This window comes from Stenotrophomonas nitritireducens, assembly GCF_050984405.1.
GTDB classification, from domain to species: domain Bacteria; phylum Pseudomonadota; class Gammaproteobacteria; order Xanthomonadales; family Xanthomonadaceae; genus Stenotrophomonas; species Stenotrophomonas nitritireducens_B.
Map to the genome: position 1 here is coordinate 139434 of NZ_CP158790.1, position 20557 is coordinate 159990.

Here is a 20557-nt window from a genome sequence, read left to right on the forward strand (position 1 = left end):
GCGATGCCGCAGCTCGGCCGCATCGAACAGTGGAACGACGGCAAGGGCTACGGTTTCGTGCGCCCGCTCCAATCGCAGGCCGGCGCCGGCGATGCAGCGCGCGCCTTCGTGCACATCAAGGCGATCGCCAGGGCCGGCCGCCGCCCCGCCGATGGCGATCTCGTCCGCTATGACGGCGAACGCGACGCGCGCGGCCGCCTGAACGCGGTGAACGTGTCCTTCGTCAACGCCGGGATGATGCGCGCCCAGGCGCAGCGTCGCGCCGAAACGAAAACCGCCACGCGCCAACGCCGCGCCTCCGCCGCGCTGGTCGATTCCGTGCAGCGTTTCGTTATCGCAGGCGCGCTCCTCGCGCTCGCGGCCGGCAGCATGCTGGAGCTGTGGCCGCAGGTGGTGACGCTGGCCTATGCGGCCATGGGCACGGTTTCGTTTTTCGCCTATGCCATCGACAAGAAGGCCGCCGACAGCGGCCGCTGGCGCACGCGCGAAAGCACCCTGCACGCCTTCGACCTGCTGTGCGGCTGGCCGGGCGGCCTGCTGGCCCAGCAGGCATTCCGCCACAAGACCCGCAAGATCAGCTTCCAGACCGGGTTCTGGATCACCGTGGCGCTGAACTGCGCCGCCCTTTACTGGCTGCTTCCGCGGATCGGAACGGCATCGTGACCCCCTGCAGCCGGTCATCGCGAGCGGCCGGCCCCTACCTCCAGGAATGACCTCATGTCCGCTTCATCGTCTCCCGCTGGTTTCACCTCCGACGCCGCCGGCGCGCGCCCGTTGTACGTGCTGGACAAGGCGGGCTTCGCCGCATGGCTGGACACCCAGCCGGCCGCGACCCGCGCCTGGCTCGGCAGCCAGCAGTTCGCCGCCGCGCCGGGCAGCGTGGCCCTGCTGCCGGGCGAGGACGGGCTGGCCGGCGCAGTGCTGGGCGTCGGCGACCGCGCCGATGCCTATGCCTACGCGCATGCGCCGTTCGCGCTGCCGGCCGGCAGCACCTGGCGGCTGGCCACTGCGCTGGACGCGGCCGACACCGCCAACCTGCAGCTCGGCTGGGGCCTGGGCAGCTACCGCTTTGCCCGCTACCGCAAGCCGGCGCGGCAACCGGCGCAGCTGGCCGCCACGCCGTCGCCGGAAGTGCTGGACGTGCTGGCCGCCTGCCTGCGCGTGCGCGACTGGGTCAACACCCCGACCGAGGACATGGGCCCGCAGCAGCTGGAAGACGCCGCGCGCGAGCTGGCCGACGCCCACGGCGGCACGCTGGAAGTGATCGCCGGCGACGAGCTGCTGGAGCGCAACTTCCCCACCATCCACGCCGTGGGCCGCGCCTCGCACCGCGCGCCGCGCCTGATCGTGCTGCGCTGGGGCGACGAAGCCGCGCCGCACCTGGCGCTGGTCGGCAAGGGCGTGTGCTTCGACACCGGCGGCCTGGACCTGAAGCCGGCCGACGGCATGCGCAACATGAAGAAGGACATGGGCGGCGCGGCGCACGCGCTGGCGCTGGCCGGGCTGGTCATGGCGCAACGGCTGCCGGTGCGGCTGACCCTGATCGTGCCGGCGGTGGAAAACGCGGTCGGCCCCGATGCGTTCCGTCCGGGCGAGGTCATCACCACGCGCAAGGGCATCACCGTGGAGATCGACAACACCGACGCCGAGGGCCGCCTGATCCTGTGCGACGCGCTGGCCTACGCCGGCGAAATGCGGCCGGACGCCATCGTCGATTTCGCCACGCTCACCGGCGCGGCGCGCATCGCGCTCGGCCCCGACCTGCCGGCGCTGTTCGCCAACGACGACACGCTGGCGCAGCAGTGGCTGGACGCCGGCGACCGCACCCGCGACCCGGTGTGGCGCATGCCGCTGTGGCGTCCCTACCTGCGCTACCTCAACAGCGGCATCGCCGACATGGCCAACGCCGGTTCGCGCATGGCCGGCAGCGTCACCGCCGCGCTGTACCTGGAGCGCTTCGTCGAGGAAGGCCAGAAGTGGGCGCACCTGGACGTCTACGCCTGGAACGACGGAGAACGCCAGGGCCGCCCCGCCGGCGGCGAAGCGCTGGCGCTGCGTTCGGCCTGGGAAATGCTCAAGGTCCGCTACAACGGCTGACGGAACATGGCCACCGACCGCGATTTCATCGACTACGTGGCCGAGCAGATCGCGCTCGGCCCGCGGCTCACGCACCGGAAGATGTTCGGCGAGTACGCGTTCTACGTCGACGACAAGGTGGTGGCCTTCGCCTGCGACAACAGCCTGTTCGTCAAACCTTCAGCGGCGGCCAGCGAACTCGCGCCGCTGCTGCCGCAGCGCCCGCCCTACCCCGGTGCGAAGGACTACCCGGTGGCCGACGAACTGCTGGACGACTCCGATGCGCTGCGCCGGCTGATCCTGCGTACCGCCGAGCTGATGCCGCTGCCGAAGCCGCACCGGAAGCCCGCCACCCGATAGGAGCGCACTTGTAGGAGCGCACTTCAGTGCGCGACGGGGCCTTCACACAGATCCCGCCGCAGGAGACGCACCCCAGGACGATGGGAAGTCCCTGTCGCGCACTGAAGTGCGCTCCTACAGGGTGCCTCGACGGACTGTGGACGATCCGATGCGCTGCGCGGACCAACTCGCACGCCAGGCGCTCCCGCCTGTGCAGAAGCGCATTTCAGTACTGCAGATCCTGTCGCAGATGATGCATCCGCGGGTGCATTGAAGCCCCTGCCGCGCACTGAGGTGCGCTCCTGCGGGACACCACTACAACCACGTCGCGTTCCAGTAGGGGTAGTCGCCAACCCGCTGGACCAGCCCTGCCCGCAACGGGTTGGCGATGATGTAGCGTGCGACCGCAAGGATGTCCTCGTCCCGGCGCAGGGCGCGGTCGTGATAGGCGCGGCTCCATACCGGCCCACACCCGCCCTCCTCGCGATGGATATCGCGGGCGCTGAATGCCTTGAGCATATGGACGACCTCTGACAGCGAACGCCGTTGCCCCAGTTGCAGCAACCAGTGCACGTGGTCTGGCATCAGAACCCAAGCCAACATTCTTGCGTCGCCCAGTACCGTCGCGCCCTCGAAACAACGGCACGCCGTCCATGCAACCTGATGATCCAGGAATCGAGGCATCCTCGCCCATGTGCTCGTGGTGACGTGGTAAATGTGGCCCGGCAGGCTGTGGCGCCCCTTGCGGAGCGCGTGGTGTCCCGGTCGCGGCGATTGCCTGGTCCTGTCCATGCGTACATCGTGGGATGACGGCGGATCCGCCACCCAGTTGCATCATCTTCTTTGTGTGTCGGATTTCACCGCATCATGCAGGAGCACGCTTGTAAGGGGCGCGCCCGTAGGAGCGCACTTCAGTGCGCGAATGGCTTTCCCGGTAGAGCCCTTTCGCGCACTGAAGTGCGCTCCTACAGGGGTGCTCCTACGGACTGCTACAGCCAGCCCTTCTGCCGCGCCAGCCGGTGCGCTTCGATGCGGTTGGCGACGCCGAGCTTGCCGATGCATTCGGACAGGTAGTTGCGCACGGTGCCGTGCGAGAGGCCGAGCTGTTCGGCGATCTCGTTGGCCGAGCGGCCTTCGCCGGCCAGGCGCAGCACCTGGCGCTCGCGGTCGTTCAGCGGATCGGCCTCGGACCAGGCTTCCACCGCCAGCTGCGGATCGATGGCGCGGCCGCCGCGCTGCACCTGGCGCAGGGCCTGGGCCAGCTTTTCCGCCGGCGCGTCCTTGAGCAGGTAGCCCTGCACGCCGGCGTCCAGCGCGCGGCGCAGGAAGCCGGTGCGGGCGAAGGTGGTGACGATCACCACCTTCGTCGCCAGCCCGTGGCGCTGCACGCGCTGGGCCAGCTCCAGCCCGGTCAGGCCGGGCATCTCGATGTCGGTGACCAGCACGTCCGGGGCGAGCCGCTGCAGCTCGCGCCACGCACTCTCGCCGTCGGCGGCGGCGCCGACCACCTCGATGTCGCTTTCCAGGTTCAGCAGCGCCGACAACGCGCCGCGCACCATCGCCTGGTCCTCGGCCAGCAGGATGCGGATCATGCGCGCGCCTCCATGGCCGGCAGCCCTGGATCATCCGGTACGGCGGCGGTCATGGCCGCGTCGCCATCGCCCAGCGGCACCGTCACCGTCAGCCGCGTGCCGGCGCCGCGCGGCGAATCGATGCGCAGGGTGCCGCCCAGCGCCGCCACCCGTTCGCGCATGCCGGCCAGGCCGTTGCCGTTGGCGGACACGCCGCCGCGGCCGTCGTCGGCCACCTCCAGCACCACCGCGCCGGCCTCCACGCGCAGGGCGATCATCGCCTCGCTGGCCTGCGCGTGGCGGGCGATGTTGGTGACCGCCTCGCGCAGGACCATCGCCAGCCCGCATTCGATCCAGCCGGGCATCGGCGGCGGCGGCGAGTGCCGCAGGTGCACGCGCGAGGACTCCAGCAGCAGGTGCGCCGAGGCCAGTTCGGCTGCCATGTCGGCGGCGCGGAAGCCGGTGACGGCGCTGCGCACCTGCGCCAGCGCGTCGCGCGCGATCTGCTCGGCCTCGGCCAGCTCGCGCTGCGAACGCGCCGGGTCGCGTTCGAACAGCTTGCGCGACAGCTCCATCTTCAGCGTGATCAGCGACAGCGTGTGCCCGAGCAGGTCGTGCAGGTCGCGGCCGATGCGCTCGCGCTCGGCGGTGGCGGCCAGCCGCCGCACTTCCTCGTGCGACAGCCGCAGCGCGGCGTCCTTCTCGCTGCTGGCGCGCTCGACGTTGACGATCAGGCCGATGATCACCGTCAGCGCCGGTATCCAGGCCACGACCTGCCACGGATAGCCGATCCACCACGCCAGCGAGACGAAGCCGGCGTTGAGCAGCAGCAGCTCCAGCAGGTAGCGCGGCACGCCGATGCAGCGGTTGGTGCGCAGCATCACGCAGCCGAACACGAAGTAGTTCATGCCCGAGGGATAGCTGCGCAGCAGCGCCATCGACAGCACGATCATCGCCAGCGCGAAGATCGGCGCATTGCGCCGCGACGCCACCAGGGTCATCACGTACAACAGGATGAACAGCGGGTACGACCACAGCGTGATCAGCACCCAGCGCAGGGTGAAGCCGGCGCCGAACATCGGGGTGATGAACACCCACACCGTCCACAGCAGGTGCACGGCATCGATCCACGGCCACTTGCCGAGCTTGAGGTTGTCGGCCACCACCGAATCGGAGGCGGGCTTCAGCCAGGCGGGGAGGTGGCGGTGGTTCACGGGGCGGTTCCTGTCGCGCAGGCGTCGATGATGCCATCAGCCATGCCGGCGCAGGCGGCGCACGGCGACGGCCATGACGACCAGGGTGAATACGGCCAGCCACAGCAGGTGCGGCCAGGCGCTGCCGGTATCGAAGCCGACCGCCGACAGCGCCAGCGCGTTGAGGTGGTAGCTCGGCCACAGCGGCGCCTGCGCGGCCACCAGCGGCGGCAGCATCTGCAGCGGGAACCACAGCCCGGACAGGAAGGCCATCGGCAGGTACAGCAGGTTGACCATGGCCGGCGCGCCCTGGCCCTTGACCAGCGTGCCCAGCAGCAGGCCCAGCGCGCAGAACGGCACCGATCCGGCGACGCAGACCAGCGCCAGCCGCAGCACCTGCGCCGCCTGCAGCTGCACGTGCGCCAGCGTCAGGTCCAGCGTCTGCAGCAGGGCGGTGATCAGCGCGGCCATCAGCATCGCCATCGCCATCTTGCCGGCCAGGTACGCGGCCGGCGGCATCGGCAGCGCGCGCTTGAGGGTGAGCAGGCCGTTGTCGCGTTCCAGCGCCAGCGACATGCCGAAACCGAACAGGCCCGGCGCCATCACCCCGAAGGTGGAATACGACGCCAGCAGGAAGCGCGGCGCCTCCGGCGTGCTGCGTCCGGCCAGCACCACGCCGAACATCAGGAAGAACACCGCCGGGAACAGCAGCGTGGGCAGCAGGAACGACGGGCTGCGCAGGTAGCGCAGGCATTCGGCGCGCGTCTCCTGCAGGTAGGCGGCGAACACGCGGCCGCGCGGCATCGGCGGCTGCGCGGCGAAGGAAGCAGGCAGGGTGTCCATCAGGCGGCCTCGCGCAGAAAGGAGGAAGCGACGCTGTCGTCGCGGGTCAGGTCGCAGAACGCTTCGTCCAGCCCGGCGGCCTGCACTTCCAGGCCCGACAGCGCCGGATCGGCGTCGAGCAGGCGCCGCACCACCGCTTCGGCCTGGTCGCTGGACAGGTCCAGTCGTGCGCCTTCGCGCTGCGCCTGGCGCACGCCGGGCCAGGCGGCCACGGCATCGGCGTCCAGCGTGGTGACGCAGCGGATGCGGCGCGTCTCCACCCGCGCGCGCAGCGCGTCGACGCTGCCGTCGCTGACGATGCGCCCGCGCATCAGCACGCAGACCCGGTCGGCCAGGTGCCCGGCCTCCTCCAGGTAGTGCGTGGTCAGCACCACCGCCACGCCTTCGCCGGCCAGCGCGCGCACGGTGGCCCACAACCGCTGCCGCGCCGGCAGGTCGAGCCCGACGGTGGGCTCGTCCAGGAACAGCAGCCGCGGGCGTCCGCACAGGGCGATGGCGAACTGCACGCGCCGCTGCTGGCCGCCGGACAGCCTGCCGTAGGGCCGGTCGAGCAGGTCCTCCACTCCGGCCAGCGTCGCGCTTTCGGCCAGCGGGCGCGGCGCCGGGTAGTAGCTGGCGGTCAGCCGCAGCAGTTCGCCGACCCTCAACGTCGGCGGCAGCGCCGCGTCCTGCAGCATCACGCCGATGCCGCGGCGCGCGGCCAGCTGCTGCGGGTCCTGCCCGAACAGCCGCACCTGTCCGGCATCTGCGCGCAGCAGGCCCAGCAGCAGGCCGATGGTGGTGGTCTTGCCGGCGCCGTTCGGGCCGAGCAGGGCCAGCACCTGGCCGGCATGCAGGTCCAGGTCCACGCCGGCCAGCGCCTGCAGCGCGCCATAGCGCTTGTGCACGCCGCGCAGGCTCGCCAGTACTTCGCCGTTCGCGCCCATCTCGTCGCCTCCAGTCGGGAATGACGCCACGGTAGCCAAGCGCGCGTTCGCCCTGCAGTGCGGGCGGTCAGGCCAGGCGGGTGACACCCGTCACCTGCGCGGCGGACAGGCACTGCCTAGAATCGGTCCCCGTCGCCGGGAGGCCCGCCGGACCGGTTTGGGTTACCTTCCGTCACTTCTTCCCGCTTTCTCCGTCCTGGTGCCCATGAACACCTCCGCCGACCTGCTCAAGGAACTCCGCATCGACCGCTCGGCGCCGCCGCCGTCCGGCCCGTCCTCGCCACGCCGCTGGCTGTGGTGGGTGCTGGGCCTGCTGGCGGTGCTGGTGCTGGCGATCGTGGCCGGCATCTTCTTCAGCGGCGGCAAGCCGGTGGTGGTGCAGACCGCGCCGGTGGTCGCCATCGGCCAGGACAGCGCCAGCGCCTCGGTGCTCGACGCCAGCGGCTACGTGGTGGCGCGGCGCATGGCCACGGTCTCGGCCAAGATCACCGGCAAGGTGCGCGAGGTGATGATCGAGGAAGGCATGCGCGTGGAGGAAGGCCAGGTCATGGCCACGCTCGACCCGATCGACGCCAACGCGCAGCGCGCGCTCAACGCCGCCCAGCTCGACGCCGCGCGCAGCCAGGTCGAAGGCCTGCAGGCGCAGCTGCGCCAGGCCGAGGCCGACGCGCAGCGCCTGCAGCAGCTGGTCGGCCGGCAGCTGGTGTCGCGCTCGCAGTACGACCAGTACGTGGCCCAGCGCGACAGCCTGCGCGCGCAGCTGGCCACCGCGCGCCACAACGCCACCGTCGCGCAGGACGCGCTGGCCATCGCCGACCTGGGCGTGGACAACAACGTGGTGCGCGCGCCGTTCGCCGGCGTGGTCACCGCCAAGGCCGCGCAGCCGGGCGAGATCGTCTCGCCGCTGTCGGCCGGCGGCGGCTTCACCCGTACCGGCATCGGCACCATCGTGGACATGGATTCGCTGGAGATCGAGGTCGAGGTCGGCGAGGCCTACATTGGCCGCGTACAGCCGAAGATGCCGGTGGAAGCGGTGCTCAACGCCTACCCGGACTGGAAGATCCCCGCCGAGGTGATCGCGATCATCCCCACCGCCGACCGCGGCAAGGCCACGGTGAAGGTGCGCGTGGCGCTGAAGGTGAAGGACCCGCGCATCGTGCCGGAGATGGGCGTGCGGGTGAGCTTCCTGGAAAAGCCGGCCGAAGCCGGACAGAAGAAACCCGAAGGCGTGCGCGTGCCGGCGGCGGCGATCGTTCAGCGCGGCCAGGACGCGGTGGCGTTCGTGGTCGGCGACGACGACACGGTGCAGGCGCAGCCGCTGAAGACCGGCATGGAAATGGGCAAGGACCGGCAGGTGCTGTCGGGCCTGTCGGCGGGACAGACCGTGGTGGTGGACCCGCCGGCGACGCTGAAGGATGGCGACAAGGTGGCGCTGGCGGGTGACGTGGAGCAGTGACCGGCGTCGGGCAGGCTGCGTGGCTATTGGCGCCGCACGACGAATGACGAGAGCGTCCCTTCTCCAATGGAAGAAGATGCCCCGAAGAGATGAGGGCGTAGGCGAAGCGTCCGGCATGTTCAGCCATGGGCCTTCGCCCATCCCTCACCCCAACCCCCGCTCCGCGCCCCGGCCCACGCCAGCGGCGTGGGCGCTCCAAGGCACGCGCGCCAGTGGCGCGCAGGCCGTGCCTTCTCGCCCCGGAGGGAGAGGGGCTTAAAACCCGATTTCTGCTGTTGCTGTTGCTTTTGCTCGTGCCTTTGATCTTCCGGGTTCCCTTCCGCAGCGACGGAGCCGGCGGGAAAAACCCGAAGGGCGACGTGCATGGATGCACGTCGTTTTTCGACGAGACATGGATGTCTCGTCGAAAAATCCCGCCGGCGGAGTGGACCCGGCGCGCGCAGCGCGTCGGGCGCGGAGGCAGGGCGTGCTTTCTTTGGGCCACCTTTCTTTGCACGAGCAAAGAAAGGTGGCTCGCTCCTGCGAAGCAGGAGTGAAAGCTCTGCTTTCAGGCTCCCGCTTTGGCTCTGCGTCTTGGCTGTTGTCGTGTAGTTCTGGAAAGCTGAAGCAACGGCAAGGGCAGGATCAAGAGCTTTCGCTCCCCTTCGGGGCGCGAGTTACTTCTCTTTGCTCGTGCAAAGAGAAGTAACCAAGAGAAACACGGGCCGGGCCGCGATCCGTCGGGCTGCGCCCGCCGGTTCCCTGCGCTCCTCGCGGGCCAGGGGGACGGCGCACAACTCGCTTCGCTCAGACACGTGCGCCTCTTCGCCCCCTGTCCCACTGCGGTGCTCGGCTCGCTCTACGGCCATAGGAAGTCAAAAGCAAACCGCAACCGCCGAAGCATCGCCCCATTCACCGCTCCCGCCCACGCGGGAGGAAAAAGCAGAACGGCGCGGCAGCGCCACCCACCGCACCACCGCAGAGGACCACCCATGACCGCCCTAGTCACCCTCCGCAACATCACCAAGACCTACCAGCGCGGCCCCGAGAAGGTGCAGGTGCTGCACGGCATCGACCTGGACATCGCCCGCGGCGACTTCGTCGCCCTGATGGGCCCGTCCGGCTCCGGCAAGACCACCCTGCTCAACCTGATCGGCGGGCTGGACACGCCCAGCGGCGGTGAGATCGCCATCGAAGGCCAGCGCATCGACCAGCTCGGCGCCGGCCAGCTCTCGACCTGGCGCAGCCACCACGTCGGTTTCGTATTCCAGTTCTACAACCTGATGCCGATGCTGACCGCGCAGAAGAACGTAGAATTGCCGCTGCTGCTGACCAACCTGTCGGCCGGCGAGCGCAAACGCCGCGCGCAGATCGCGCTGGCGCTGGTCGGCCTGGCCGAGCGTCGCGACCACCGCCCCAACGAACTGTCCGGCGGCCAGCAGCAGCGCGTGGCCATCGCCCGCGCCATCGTCTCCGATCCCACCTTCCTGATCTGCGACGAGCCCACCGGCGACCTGGACCGCCACTCGGCCGAGGAAGTGCTGGGCCTGCTGCAGCTGCTCAACCGCGAGCACGGCAAGACCATCATCATGGTCACCCATGATCCGAAGGCGGCCGAATACGCCACCCACACCGTGCATCTGGACAAGGGCGAGCTGGTCGACGCCCCGGTGCACTGAGGAGCGCGGCCATGAACAAACAACACGACAAGTGTTTTTCACGGCGAAGCCGCCCGCAGGGCGGCGCACAAGGGGGCGCGGCATGAAGTACTTCTCCCTGATCTGGGCGCAGCTGTTCCGCAGCCGCACCCGCACCCTGTTCACCCTGCTGTCGGTGGTCACCGCGTTCCTGCTGTTCGGCATGCTCGATTCGGTGCGCGTGGCCTTCAGCAGCGGCGGCAGCAGCGTGGCCGGCGCCAACCGCCTGGTCGTCGCCTCACGGCTGTCGATCACCCAGTCGCTGCCGATCCGCCTGGAACCGCAGATCCGCCAGGTGCAGGGCGTGCGCGATGTCACCTACGGCATGTGGTTCGGCGGCATCTACCAGGACCCGAAGAACTTCTTCCCCAACTTCTCGGTGGCGCCGAACTACTTCGACGTCTACCGCGAGTTCGAGATTCCGAAGGAGCAGCTGGACGCCTTCCACAACACCCGCACCGGCGCCATCGTCGGCGCGACGCTGGCCAACCAGTTCGGCTGGAAGATCGGCGACACCATCCCGCTGCAGGCCACGATCTTCCCGCGCGGCGGCAGCAACGACTGGCCGTTGCAGCTGGTGGGCATCTTCCATTCGAAGAACACCGCCACGGCCGCCAACGACGAACGCCAGCTGATGATGAACTGGAAGTACTTCGACGAATCCAACGACTACATCAAGAACCAGGTGAGCTGGTACACGGTGACGCTGGACAACGCCGACCATGCCTCGCGCGTGGCCCAGGCCATCGATGCGATCTCGGCCAACTCCGACCACGAGACCAAGAGCCAGACCGAATCGGCGTTCCAGCAGGCCTTCATCAAGCAGTTCGCCGACATCGGCATGATCGTCACCTCGATCATGGGCGCGGTGTTCTTCACCCTGCTGCTGCTGACCGGCAACACCATGGCTCAGGCGGTGCGCGAGCGCATCCCCGAGTTGGCCACGCTCAAGACGCTGGGCTTCAAGGACGGCACGGTGCTGATGCTGGTGATGGTCGAATCGGTGCTGCTGGTCGGCCTGGGCGGCGCGCTCGGCCTGGGCCTGGCGGCGCTGGCGCTGCCGGCGATGGCGCCCAAGACCATGGGCATGCTGCCGCCGCAGGTACCGCTGCAGACCTGGCTGGTGGGGCTGGGGCTGATCGTGCTGATCGGCCTGATCGTGGGCGTGCTGCCGGCGCTGCGCGCCAAGCGGCTGAAGATCGTCGACGCGCTGGCCGGACGCTGAGGAGAAGACCATGAAGAACAACATGAAGTGGGTCCCCGGCCTGGTCGCGCTGCTCGGTTTCGCGCTGCTGCTGTTCGGCCCGCACAGATCGCTGCACCTGCTCGGCATCGCCCTGCTGTTAGCCTCCGCAATTGGTGCGTGGAAGCTGCTGCGCAAGCCCAGGCCGCGGCAGCCGAGGCAACGTTCGTGGAACTGGCTGTGGAATCTGCTGACCATCGTCCTGCTCGCCATCGGCCTGGGCGCCTGGATCGCGCTGCCTTGGGTCGGCGTGCTGGCCGTGGCCGTCGCCATCGCATTGTGGCTGCCGCTCACCCGAACCGGCCGGCTGGCGCTGGCGGCCACCCGCATCGGCATCGCCAGCCTGCCGCAGCGCTGGGGCGCCTCGTCGGTGATCGTGGTCGGCATCGCCGGCGTGGTCGGCGTGCTGGTGGCGATGCTGGCGATGGGCGAAGGCTTCCAGGCCACGCTCGACAGCACCGGCGACGACACCACCGCGATCGTGCTGCGCGGCGGCTCGCAGGCCGAGACCAACTCGGTCATCACCCGCGACCAGGTGCCGCTGCTGGGCACGCTGCCGGGCGTGGCGCGCGATGCGCAGGGCCGGGCGCTGCTGTCGGCCGAGCTGTCGCAGGTGGTCAACCTGGTGTCGCGTTCCGACGGCACCGACGTCAACGCGCAGTTCCGCGGTGTCGGCGACATGGCCTGGGCGGTGCACGACAAGGTGAAGATCGTGAAGGGCCGTCAGTTCAAGCCGGGTCTGCGCGAGATCGTGGTCGGCGAAGGCGCGCAGGGCCAGTTCCGCGACATGGAGGTCGGCAGGACCCTCACCCTCGGCAACCAGGCCTGGACGGTGGTGGGCGTGTTCGCCTCCGGCGACGCGCACGACTCGGAGCTGTGGACCGACGTACAGACCCTGGCCACCACCTACCAGCGCGGCGCCTACCAGTCGATCAGCGTGCGCACGGAAGGCAAGCCCGGCTTCGAGCAGTTCAAGGCGGCGGTGGCGGCCGACCCGCGGCTGAAGCTGGACGTGGAAACCACGCGCGACTACTACCGCAAGCAGGGCGGCGGGCTGAACACGCTGATCAGCATCCTCGGCAAGGTGATCGGCGCGATCATGGCCATCGGCGCGGTGTTCGGCGCGCTCAATACCATGTATGCGGCCGTGGCCACCCGCGCCCGCGAGATCGCGACCATGCGCGCGATCGGCTTCCGCGGCCTGCCGGTGGTGACCGCGGTGATGCTGGAGACCATGCTGCTGGCGCTGGTGGGCGGCCTGCTCGGCTGCGCGGTGGCGTGGCTGGTGTTCAACGGCTACAGCGTGTCCACCATCGGCAGCAACTTCAGCGCGGTGGTGTTCAAGTTCCACGTCTCGCCCGAGCTGCTGTGGAGCGGGCTGAAGTGGGCGCTGGGCATCGGCCTGGTCGGCGGCCTGTTCCCGGCGCTGCGGGCGGCGCGGCTGCCGATCACCACGGCCCTGCGCGAGACCTGACGGCCGTCGCGGCGGCGCGGCCGACGCGCCGCCGCCCTTCCCCTGCCACGGCGATCCACCGGCGGGATGGCGGAACTTTCCCCTTCACGCATCGATCCGTTTGGTCCATGATGCGCGCCCGCCGGAAATCCCGCGGACAGCGCAGCTGCGTGACAGCGGATGCTGCGTCCCTCCCCCAACGGTGATCGCATCTGTTCATGGCGCCCCTCGCGGGCGCTTTTTTTCGTAGGCAGTAAAGGAAACACGAAACGATGTATCTGAAGTCGACCCCACTCCGCTCCGCGATCGCGCTGGCCCTTGCCACCGCGTGCAGCGCCAGCGCCTTCGCGCAGTCCGATGACGGCACCACCACCCTGGACCGCGTCGAGATCACCGGCTCGCGCATCCGCCAGGCCAACGTCGAGACCGCCAAGCCGGTCATCGCGCTGAGCCGCGCCGAGATCGAAAAAAAGGGCTACGTCAACGTCGCCGACATCCTGCAGGACGTCACCGCGGCCGGCTCGCCGGCGCTCAGCCGCGCCTCGGCGCTGTCCTCGGCGCGCGACTACGGCGGCATGTTCGTCAGCCTGCGCAACCTCGGCCCGGAGCGCAGCCTGGTGCTGGTCGACGGCCGCCGCATGGGCGTGAGCGCCGGCGGCTACTCCGACGTGGGCTCGATCCCGTCGGCGATCGTCGAACGCGTGGAAGTGCTGACCGACGGCGCCTCGGCGCTGTACGGCTCGGACGCCATCGCCGGCGTGGTCAACATCATCACCCGCAAGAACTTCGACGGCGGCCAGGCCAACGCCTATGTCGGCCAGTACAGCGAAGGCGATGGCCAGAAGCGCTCCTACAGCGCCACCTGGGGCAAGACCTTCGAGCGCGGCTGGGTTACCTTCGGCGCGGAAAAGGTGAAGGAAGACCCGGTGCTGGGCGGCGCGCGCGAGTTCACCGCCTATCCGAACGGCCCGTACCACCCCACCGACGGCCTGAACGGCACCACCGCATGGGGCTCGGTCACCGTCGATGGCAAGGTGATCAGCGTCGGGCCCGGCGGCGATCCGTCCAAGGTGGAAGACTTCAAGCCGCTGGACCGCTCGGCCTACGCCAACACCAAGACCAACATGACCCTGCTGTCGGGCCTGGAGCGCCGCTCGGCGTTCGCCAACGGCGGCTTCCAGATCACCGACGACCTGCGCGTGGTCGCCGACGTGCTGTACAGCGAGCGCGAATCGCTCAAGCAGCTGGCCGGCTACCCGTACTCGGTGTCCTCGGCGCAGGCGGCCAGCGGCACGCGCGCGATGCTGTCCAAGGACAGCGCGTTCAACCACTGGGGCAAGGACGTGCTGTTCTCGCACCGCACCGAGGAGTTCCCGCGCGCGACCAACAACAGCCTGACCACCAAGCGCGCCAGCCTGGGCCTGGAAGGCAGCTTCGAAACCGGCTCGCGTTTCTGGGACTGGAACGTGGGCTACATGTTCAACCGCAACGAAGGCGAGCGCCGCACGCTGCAGAGCATGTACCAGCCCAACGTCAACAAGTCGGTGGGCGCCTCGTTCATCGACGCCAACGGCGTGGCCCGCTGCGGCACCCCGGACAACGTGATCCAGGACTGCGTGCCGTGGAACCCGCTGGCGCCGATGGGCAGCAACAGCCCCGGCTCGCTCAGCGGCGATCCGGCCGTGCGCGACTACCTGTTCCGCAGCTTCGTCGACGATATCCAGAGCACCACCAAGGTGGTCAGCGCCAACATCTCCGGCTCGCTGTTCAGCCTGCCGGCCGGTGACGTGATGGCCGCGATGGGCGTGGAGCACCGCAGCGAGGAAGCCCGCTACACCCCGGACCTGATGGTGCAGAACGGCGAGATCGCCGGCACCAGCGGCCAGCCGACCCAGGGCGACTACAAGCTGGACGAGGTCTACCTGGAACTGCAGGTGCCGTTGCTGGCCGACCTGCCGTTCGCGCGCGAGTTGTCGCTGGAGGCGGCCGGGCGCTATTCGGACTACAACAACTTCGGCGGCACCACCAACGGCAAGTTCGGCCTGAAGTGGAAGCCGGTGGACACCCTGCTGGTGCGCGCCACCTATGGCACCGGCTTCCGCGCGCCGACCGTGGACGACCTGTACGGCGGCACCGTCACCACCCGCGACCGCATCACCGACCCGTGCGACCGCTCCTTCGGCGCGGCGGCACGCAACAGCGAAGTGGCCGCGCGCTGCACGGCCGCCGGCCTGGGCAGCGGCTTCCGCCAGAAGACCGGCGACGGCGAACTGGCCAGCACCTCCGGCGTGCAGGCAGTGACCGACTTCACCTCCGGCTCCAACCCGGACCTGAAGCCGGAAACCGCCAAGACCTGGACCGTGGGCCTGGTCTACAGCCCCGAGTTCGTCTCCGGCCTGGACCTGAGCCTGGACTGGTGGAAGATCCGCATCGACAACGTGATCGTCGGCGAGTCGGCCACCGACATCCTCAACCAGTGCTACGTGCAGGGCATCGCCTCGGCGTGCTCGCGCTTCACCCGCTACGCCTCCGGCACCAACAAGGGCCAGGTCAGCGGCATGAACCGCTCGCTCAACAACGCCGGCTACCAGGAAACCGCCGGCTACGACGTCGGCGTGCGCTATCGCCTGCCGGAGCTGGCCATCGGCCAGATCTCGCTGCGCCTGAACGCCACCTACGTCGACTACCTGGAGCGCAAGAGCGACAGCGAAGCCACCACGCCGGTCGACCAGTACACCGGCTGGGGCGGCGACTTCCGCGTGCGTTCGAACTTCAGCGCCGACTGGCAGCGCGGCAACTTCGGTCTGACCTGGAGCACCCGCTACTACTCCAGCATGAAGGAGAAGTGCTCCTACGACCTGGACGGCGGCCCGGAATGCAACCTGCCGGACTTCCGTTCGTCGTATACCGATGTGCAGCCGAGCAGGAAGCTGGGCTCCAACACCTTCCACGACCTGCAGGTGCGTTACAGCCTGCCGTGGGACGGCACCGTGTCGCTGGGCGTGAACAATGTCTTCAAGCACGTCGGCCCGGTGATGTACAGCCAGCCCAACAGCAGCTTCACCTACTACGGCGGCTTCGACATCGGCCGCTTCCTGTACATGAAGTACCAGCAGCGCTTCTGATCGCCTGACCGCCAGGCGTTCCACCGGCAAAGGCACCGCAAGGTGCCTTTGCTTTTTCCTGCGCCCGGCCGCCGCCAGGCCGAACGGCATACAACGGTCATCTTCCTGTCATCCCCGCGCGGTAGAGCCGCGGCGGCGCAGGCGCTACCGTGGCCCCCCTCCTCTTTCCGGATCACCGCCATGCTGCGTTCGCTGGCGCTGGCCGGCGTCTGCGTGATGCTGGCCGGTTTCGCCCTGTCCTCCCCGATGCCGCCGCTGTCGCTCGGCGCGCGGCTGGCCGCGCCCGGCGGCACCTCGCCGATGGTGCCGACCGCGCGCATCGACGCGCTGCTCGCGCGCCTGCCGCACCGCCAGGGCACGGTGCCCGGCAGCGGCGGCGTGGCGCTGCACTGGCTCGCCTTCGACCCCGGCGATTACCGCCTGCAGTACCGCTACCTCGGCCAGGGCGAGCGCTTTCCCGAGTTCTCGCTGGAGGCAACCGCGCCGGCGGCGGATGCGCCGCGCGCTGCGCCGCGCGGCACGGTGATCCTGCTGCACGGCTGGATGATGGACGGCGGCTCGCTGCTGCCGTGGGCGCTGCAGCTGGCGCAGGACGGCTACCGCACCATCGCCCTGGACCTGCGCAACCACGGCCGCTCCGGGCAGGCGCCGTCCGGCTACGGCACGCGCGAAGGCGACGACGTCGCCGCCGCGCTGCGCGCGCTCGAGGCCGAGGGCGAGATCAGCGGCCCGGTGCACCTGCTCGGCGTGTCCTACGGCGCGGCCACCGCCATCTTCGCCGCGCGCGAACTCGGCCCGCGGCTGCGCAGCGTGGTGGCGATGGAATCCTTCGACAACGCCGGCCAGGCGATCCGCGCGATGGTGCCGCACATGCTGTCGCGCCCGCCCGAACGCCTGGGCGACTACCTCGCCCTGCCCCTGGCGCGCTGGCAGTACGGCGGCAGCGGGCTGGACGCGGCCATCGCCGCCGCCGACCGCCGGCTCGGCATCGACCTGGACCGCGTGGACGTGGGCCAGGCGCTGGCGCAGGTGCCGGCCTGCGTCCTGCTGCTGCATGGCCGCGACGACGCGCACATCCCGGTCGCGCAGGGCCGCGCCCTGGCCGCCGCCGCGCCGCGCGCGCGTTACCTGGAACTGCAGAGCGAGGACCACCTGACCCTGCCGCTGCGGCTGGACCGTCTCTCGGGCGTGATCGACGACTGGTTCGCACGCGCCGGCAACGATGGCGCCCCATGCCCGACACCCGCATCGCCCGCACCTGGGCGGGCGACCGTGGCAGCAACCTCGACGATGCCGTAGGAGCGACTTCAGTCGCGAAAGGCACTACCGGGAAGCCCCATCGCGACTGAAGTCGCTCCTACGGCGTGGGTGCCGGCAGTCGCGAGCGCGCGCGTGCCGCGGCGCGTACGCCGGCGGTGGCGAACACCACCAGCCCGGCCCAGATCAGGCCGAAACCGACCAGCTGCGCCGCCGCGAACGGTTCGCGCAGGACCAGCACGCCGATCAGGAACTGCAGCGTCGGGCCGATGTACTGCAGCAGCCCGACCACCGACAGCGGGATGCGGCGCACGCCGTAGGCGAAGGCGATCAACGGCACCGCGCTGACCACGCCGGCCAGTACCAGCAGCGCGTCGTTGCCCCAGCCCCAGCCGGAGATGAAGCCGCCGCCGTGGCCGTTCTCGGCCCATGCCGCGTAGGCCAGCGCCGGCCCGACCATGAACAGGCTTTCCACGCCGAGCCCGGTCACCGCCTCGACCACCACCAGCTTGCGGATCAGGCCGTACAGGCCGAAGGTGATCGACAGCCCGATCGCGATCCACGGCGCGCGCCCGCTCTGCCAGGTCAGCCAGGCCACGCCCAGCGCCGCCAGCGCCACCGCCAGCCATTGCAGCCGGCCCAGGCGCTCGCCCAGCACCGCCACGCCCAGCACCACGCTCAGCAGCGGATTGATGAAATAGCCCAGGCTGGTTTCGACCACGTGGCCGGCGTTCACCGCCCAGATGTACAGGCTCCAGTTGGCGCCGATCAGCAGGCTCGACAGCCCCAGCAGCCAGAACCGCCGCGGCGTGGCCCACACTTCGCGCAGCCAGCCCCAGCCGCGCAGCAGCGCCAGCCCGCCGACCAGCAGCACCGCGCTCCAGACGATGCGGTGGGCGATGATCAGGAACGACGGCACCTCGATCAGCAGCCGCCAGTACAGCGGGAACAGGCCCCAGATGACGAAGGCCAGCGTGGTCGCCAGCAGGCCGTTGCGGTGTTCGTGCGCGGGCGTCGTCATGCGCGGCGCATCCGGGCCAGGGTGATGACCACGACGCCGGCCAGGATCACCGCCATCGCGCCGATGTCGGCGGCGCTGAAGCGCTCGTGCGCGATCCACGCGCCCAGCGCCACCGCGATCACCGGGTTGACGTAGGCGTAGCTGCTGGCCAGCACCGGGCGCACGTTGTGCAGCAGCCATACGTAGGCGGTGAAGGCGATGATGGAGCCGAACACGCACAGGTAGGCCACCGCCAGCATGCCCTGCAGCGACGGCGGCCCGTCCAGGCGCTCGCCGCGCAGCAGGCCGGCCACCACCAGGATCGCGCCGCCGCACAGCATCTGCCCGGCGGCGGTCATGAACGGCGACGGCAGGTCGCGCCCGCGCGACCAGATCGAACCGGCGGCCCAGCCCAGCGGCGCCACCAGCAGGAACACCAGCCCGGCCGGGGTCGCGGTCAGGCTGCTGCCGGCATTGAGCCACAGCACGCCGGCGAAACCGACCGCGATGCCCAGCCATTCGCCGGCGGTCACGCGCTGCCCGCGGAACGCGGAGAACAGCGCCATCCACAGCGGCACCGAGGCCACCGCCACCGCGGCCAGGCCGGAGGACACGTCGCGCTCGGCCATCACCACCATGCCGTTGCCCAGGAACAGCAGGCTGAAGCCCATCACCGCCAGGGTCGGCCACTGCGCGCGCGTCGGCGCCGGCACGCCGCGCCAGCGCAGCAGCGCGTAGAGCACGCTGCCGGCGATGACGAAACGGGTACCGGAGATCACCGACAGCGGCGGCATGCCGCCTTCCAGCGCCAGGTGGATGCCGAGGTAGGTCGAGCCCCAGACCACGTACACGAGGAACAGGGCCAGAACGACAAGGCCGCTCCGTGGAGCAGCCGACGTGGTGGGGGGCGCAGACATGGGGCAGGTACCGCCATCCGGGGGAATGCGGATTCTAGGGCACCGCGATGGTGGCGATCAGCCCGAAAAACGGCATGCTGTATCCGCCCGGCCACGCCTGCCGCCGCCGTCCCGGCGATGCGGACAGGGGCGCGGGCGCCCGGTTTCCACGCAAGGACATCATCCGGCATGCGCACCTCCGGCAACGCGCTGCGGCGCTCGGTCTCCAACACCCTCAAGGGCTCGGCCGGCAACCTGGTCGAGTGGTACGACGTCTACGTCTACTCGGTGTTCGCGGTCTATTTCGAATCGCGCTTCTTCTCCGCCGCCGACCGCAACTCCACGCTGTACGTGTGGGCGATCTTCGCCGCCACCTTCCTGATGCGGCCGATCGGCGCGTGGTACTTCGGCCGCTTCGCCGACCGCTACGGGCGCCGCCTGGCGCTGACCGTCTCGGTCTCGATGATGGCCGGCTGCTCGTTTCTGGTCGCCATCACCCCCACGGCCGGCACCATCGGCATCTGGGCGGCGCTGATCCTGCTGCTGGCGCGCCTGCTGCAGGGCTTCGCCACCGGCGGCGAGTACGGCACCAGCGCCACCTACATGTCCGAGGCCGCCCTGCCCGGCCGCCGCGGCTTCCTGTCCTCCTTCCACTACGTCACCCTGGTCGGCGGCCACGTGCTGGCGCAGCTGACCCTGCTGGTCATGCTGCTGTTCTGGGACCTCCCGCAGATCTCCGAATGGGGCTGGCGCATCGCCTTCGCGCTGGGCGGCGTGGCGGCGATCGTGGTGTTCTGGCTGCGGCGGTCCATGGACGAATCGCTGGAAGCGTCGTCCATCGCCGCCGCGCGCGAGGGCGGCGCGCGCGCCTCCGGCTCGATGCGCGAACTGTTCGTCCACCAGTGGCGGCCGCTGCTGCTGTGTTTCCTGATCACCGCCGGCGGCACCGTCGCGTTCTACACGTATTCGGTGAACGGGCCGAAGATGATCCAGAGCGCGTTCGCCGGCGGCGACCCGATGACCGGCACCCTGATCAACCTGGGCGTGCTCGCCTTCCTTATGGCGCTGCAGCCGGTCGGCGGCTGGCTGTCGGACATCGTCGGCCGCCAGCGCCTGCTGGTGTTCTTCGGCGTGGGCGGCGTGCTCTACACCTGGTACCTGGTGACCCGGCTGCCGCAGCAGCACGACGCGCTGGCGGCGTTCGCGACGCTGGCGGCCGGCTTCGTCATCCTCACCGGCTACACCTCGATCAACGCGATGGTGAAGGCCGAACTGTTCCCCACCCACGTGCGCGCGCTCGGCGTGGGCTTCGGCTACGCGCTGGCCAACTCGCTGTTCGGCGGCACCGCGCCGCTGCTGTACCAGGCCGCGCTGCGCACCGGCCATGTCGGCGCGTTCGCGTTCTACGTCACCGCGGTGATCGCGGTGTCGCTGGTGGTCTACCTGTTCTTCCTGGAGAACAAGGGGCCGAACTGGCTGGACGGCACGCGGACGTAGTGCGCG

Annotated in this window: 17 protein-coding genes; 10 read left to right on the forward strand and 7 right to left on the reverse strand. The window is 69.9% G+C overall.

The annotated features are described in order from the left end of the window. The first annotated feature begins 3 nt into the window (after window positions 1–3). From ABTV91_RS00655 to ABTV91_RS00665, 3 genes are read left to right on the forward strand one after another with little or no spacing between them, the layout of a single operon-like run. The gene (locus ABTV91_RS00655; protein WP_433852726.1) at window positions 4–663 is read left to right on the forward strand and encodes a DUF1294 domain-containing protein; all 660 of its coding nucleotides are present in this window, start codon (window positions 4–6) and stop codon (window positions 661–663) included. 54 nt (window positions 664–717) lie between these two features. Then, window positions 718–2097: a leucyl aminopeptidase family protein gene (locus tag ABTV91_RS00660; RefSeq protein ID WP_433852727.1), complete on the forward strand. Its 1380-nt coding sequence runs from the start codon at window positions 718–720 to the stop codon at window positions 2095–2097. A gap of 6 nt (window positions 2098–2103) precedes the next feature. After that, window positions 2104–2436: a TfoX/Sxy family protein gene (locus ABTV91_RS00665; RefSeq protein WP_433852728.1), complete on the forward strand. Its 333-nt coding sequence runs from the start codon at window positions 2104–2106 to the stop codon at window positions 2434–2436. A 294-nt stretch (window positions 2437–2730) separates the two neighbouring features. Here ABTV91_RS00665 and ABTV91_RS00670 read toward each other — a convergent pair whose 3' ends face one another. The 5 genes from ABTV91_RS00670 to ABTV91_RS00690 form a co-directional block, all read right to left on the reverse strand. After that, window positions 2731–3207 (reverse strand): REP-associated tyrosine transposase, encoded by a 477-nt coding sequence (locus ABTV91_RS00670; RefSeq protein WP_433852729.1) that lies wholly within the window; start codon window positions 3205–3207, stop codon window positions 2731–2733. A gap of 197 nt (window positions 3208–3404) precedes the next feature. Continuing rightward, entirely contained in the window at window positions 3405–4007 is a 603-nt protein-coding gene (locus tag ABTV91_RS00675) for a response regulator (protein ID WP_433852730.1), read from the reverse strand. Beyond that, complete coding sequence (locus ABTV91_RS00680) at window positions 4004–5200, reverse strand: sensor histidine kinase (RefSeq protein ID WP_433852731.1); 1197 nt, start codon at window positions 5198–5200, stop codon at window positions 4004–4006. The genes ABTV91_RS00675 and ABTV91_RS00680 overlap by 4 nt, the downstream gene beginning before the upstream one ends. Before the next feature lie 36 nt (window positions 5201–5236). Next, window positions 5237–6022: an ABC transporter permease gene (locus ABTV91_RS00685; RefSeq protein WP_433852732.1), complete on the reverse strand. Its 786-nt coding sequence runs from the start codon at window positions 6020–6022 to the stop codon at window positions 5237–5239. Beyond that, complete coding sequence (locus tag ABTV91_RS00690) at window positions 6022–6948, reverse strand: ABC transporter ATP-binding protein (protein WP_433852733.1); 927 nt, start codon at window positions 6946–6948, stop codon at window positions 6022–6024. Before ABTV91_RS00690 ends, ABTV91_RS00685 begins: the two co-directional genes overlap by 1 nt. A gap of 205 nt (window positions 6949–7153) precedes the next feature. Here ABTV91_RS00690 and ABTV91_RS00695 point away from each other — a divergent pair, with 205 nt between their 5' ends. The 6 genes from ABTV91_RS00695 (at window position 7154) to ABTV91_RS00720 (ending at window position 17200) form a co-directional block, all read left to right on the forward strand. Further along, window positions 7154–8404: an efflux RND transporter periplasmic adaptor subunit gene (locus ABTV91_RS00695; RefSeq protein WP_433852734.1), complete on the forward strand. Its 1251-nt coding sequence runs from the start codon at window positions 7154–7156 to the stop codon at window positions 8402–8404. A gap of 971 nt (window positions 8405–9375) precedes the next feature. Further along, window positions 9376–10062, forward strand: a complete 687-nt coding sequence (locus ABTV91_RS00700) for an ABC transporter ATP-binding protein (protein ID WP_433852735.1) — start codon at window positions 9376–9378, stop codon at window positions 10060–10062. A gap of 82 nt (window positions 10063–10144) precedes the next feature. After that, the gene (locus ABTV91_RS00705) at window positions 10145–11305 is read left to right on the forward strand and encodes an ABC transporter permease (protein ID WP_433852736.1); all 1161 of its coding nucleotides are present in this window, start codon (window positions 10145–10147) and stop codon (window positions 11303–11305) included. A gap of 10 nt (window positions 11306–11315) precedes the next feature. Then, window positions 11316–12797 (forward strand): ABC transporter permease, encoded by a 1482-nt coding sequence (locus tag ABTV91_RS00710; RefSeq protein ID WP_433852737.1) that lies wholly within the window; start codon window positions 11316–11318, stop codon window positions 12795–12797. A 251-nt stretch (window positions 12798–13048) separates the two neighbouring features. Next, on the forward strand, window positions 13049–15901 hold the full coding sequence (locus ABTV91_RS00715; RefSeq protein ID WP_433852738.1) for a TonB-dependent receptor: 2853 nt from the start codon (window positions 13049–13051) through the stop codon (window positions 15899–15901). A gap of 180 nt (window positions 15902–16081) precedes the next feature. Beyond that, complete coding sequence (locus ABTV91_RS00720; RefSeq protein ID WP_433852739.1) at window positions 16082–17200, forward strand: alpha/beta fold hydrolase; 1119 nt, start codon at window positions 16082–16084, stop codon at window positions 17198–17200. Window positions 17201–17258: 58 nt separating this feature from the next. Here the strand turns inward: ABTV91_RS00720 and rarD are convergent, their stop codons facing one another. Together rarD and yedA are read right to left on the reverse strand one after the other, a co-directional pair. Further along, window positions 17259–18179, reverse strand: a complete 921-nt coding sequence (gene rarD, locus ABTV91_RS00725; protein WP_433852740.1) for an EamA family transporter RarD — start codon at window positions 18177–18179, stop codon at window positions 17259–17261. After that, complete coding sequence (gene yedA, locus ABTV91_RS00730) at window positions 18176–19075, reverse strand: drug/metabolite exporter YedA (RefSeq protein WP_433852741.1); 900 nt, start codon at window positions 19073–19075, stop codon at window positions 18176–18178. The genes rarD and yedA overlap by 4 nt, the downstream gene beginning before the upstream one ends. Window positions 19076–19243: 168 nt before the next feature. Between yedA and ABTV91_RS00735 the strand changes: the two genes are divergently transcribed. After that, window positions 19244–20551 (forward strand): MFS transporter, encoded by a 1308-nt coding sequence (locus ABTV91_RS00735; RefSeq protein WP_433852742.1) that lies wholly within the window; start codon window positions 19244–19246, stop codon window positions 20549–20551. The last annotated feature ends 6 nt before the right edge of the window (window positions 20552–20557 follow it).

Excerpts from the sequence above, each read along its gene's own strand:
- ABTV91_RS00655 (WP_433852726.1), top strand. The coding sequence starts at position 4 with ATGCCGCAGCTCGGCCGCATCGAACAGTGGAACGACGGCAAGGGCTAC.
- ABTV91_RS00660 (WP_433852727.1), top strand. The coding sequence starts at position 718 with ATGTCCGCTTCATCGTCTCCCGCTGGTTTCACCTCCGACGCCGCCGGC.
- ABTV91_RS00665 (WP_433852728.1), top strand. The coding sequence starts at position 2,104 with ATGGCCACCGACCGCGATTTCATCGACTACGTGGCCGAGCAGATCGCG.
- ABTV91_RS00670 (WP_433852729.1), bottom strand. The coding sequence starts at position 3,207 with ATGGACAGGACCAGGCAATCGCCGCGACCGGGACACCACGCGCTCCGC.
- ABTV91_RS00675 (WP_433852730.1), bottom strand. The coding sequence starts at position 4,007 with ATGATCCGCATCCTGCTGGCCGAGGACCAGGCGATGGTGCGCGGCGCG.
- ABTV91_RS00685 (WP_433852732.1), bottom strand. The coding sequence starts at position 6,022 with ATGGACACCCTGCCTGCTTCCTTCGCCGCGCAGCCGCCGATGCCGCGC.
- ABTV91_RS00690 (WP_433852733.1), bottom strand. The coding sequence starts at position 6,948 with ATGGGCGCGAACGGCGAAGTACTGGCGAGCCTGCGCGGCGTGCACAAG.
- ABTV91_RS00695 (WP_433852734.1), top strand. The coding sequence starts at position 7,154 with ATGAACACCTCCGCCGACCTGCTCAAGGAACTCCGCATCGACCGCTCG.
- ABTV91_RS00700 (WP_433852735.1), top strand. The coding sequence starts at position 9,376 with ATGACCGCCCTAGTCACCCTCCGCAACATCACCAAGACCTACCAGCGC.
- ABTV91_RS00705 (WP_433852736.1), top strand. The coding sequence starts at position 10,145 with ATGAAGTACTTCTCCCTGATCTGGGCGCAGCTGTTCCGCAGCCGCACC.
- ABTV91_RS00710 (WP_433852737.1), top strand. The coding sequence starts at position 11,316 with ATGAAGAACAACATGAAGTGGGTCCCCGGCCTGGTCGCGCTGCTCGGT.
- ABTV91_RS00715 (WP_433852738.1), top strand. The coding sequence starts at position 13,049 with ATGTATCTGAAGTCGACCCCACTCCGCTCCGCGATCGCGCTGGCCCTT.
- ABTV91_RS00720 (WP_433852739.1), top strand. The coding sequence starts at position 16,082 with ATGCTGCGTTCGCTGGCGCTGGCCGGCGTCTGCGTGATGCTGGCCGGT.
- rarD (WP_433852740.1), bottom strand. The coding sequence starts at position 18,179 with ATGACGACGCCCGCGCACGAACACCGCAACGGCCTGCTGGCGACCACG.
- yedA (WP_433852741.1), bottom strand. The coding sequence starts at position 19,075 with ATGTCTGCGCCCCCCACCACGTCGGCTGCTCCACGGAGCGGCCTTGTC.
- ABTV91_RS00735 (WP_433852742.1), top strand. The coding sequence starts at position 19,244 with ATGCGCACCTCCGGCAACGCGCTGCGGCGCTCGGTCTCCAACACCCTC.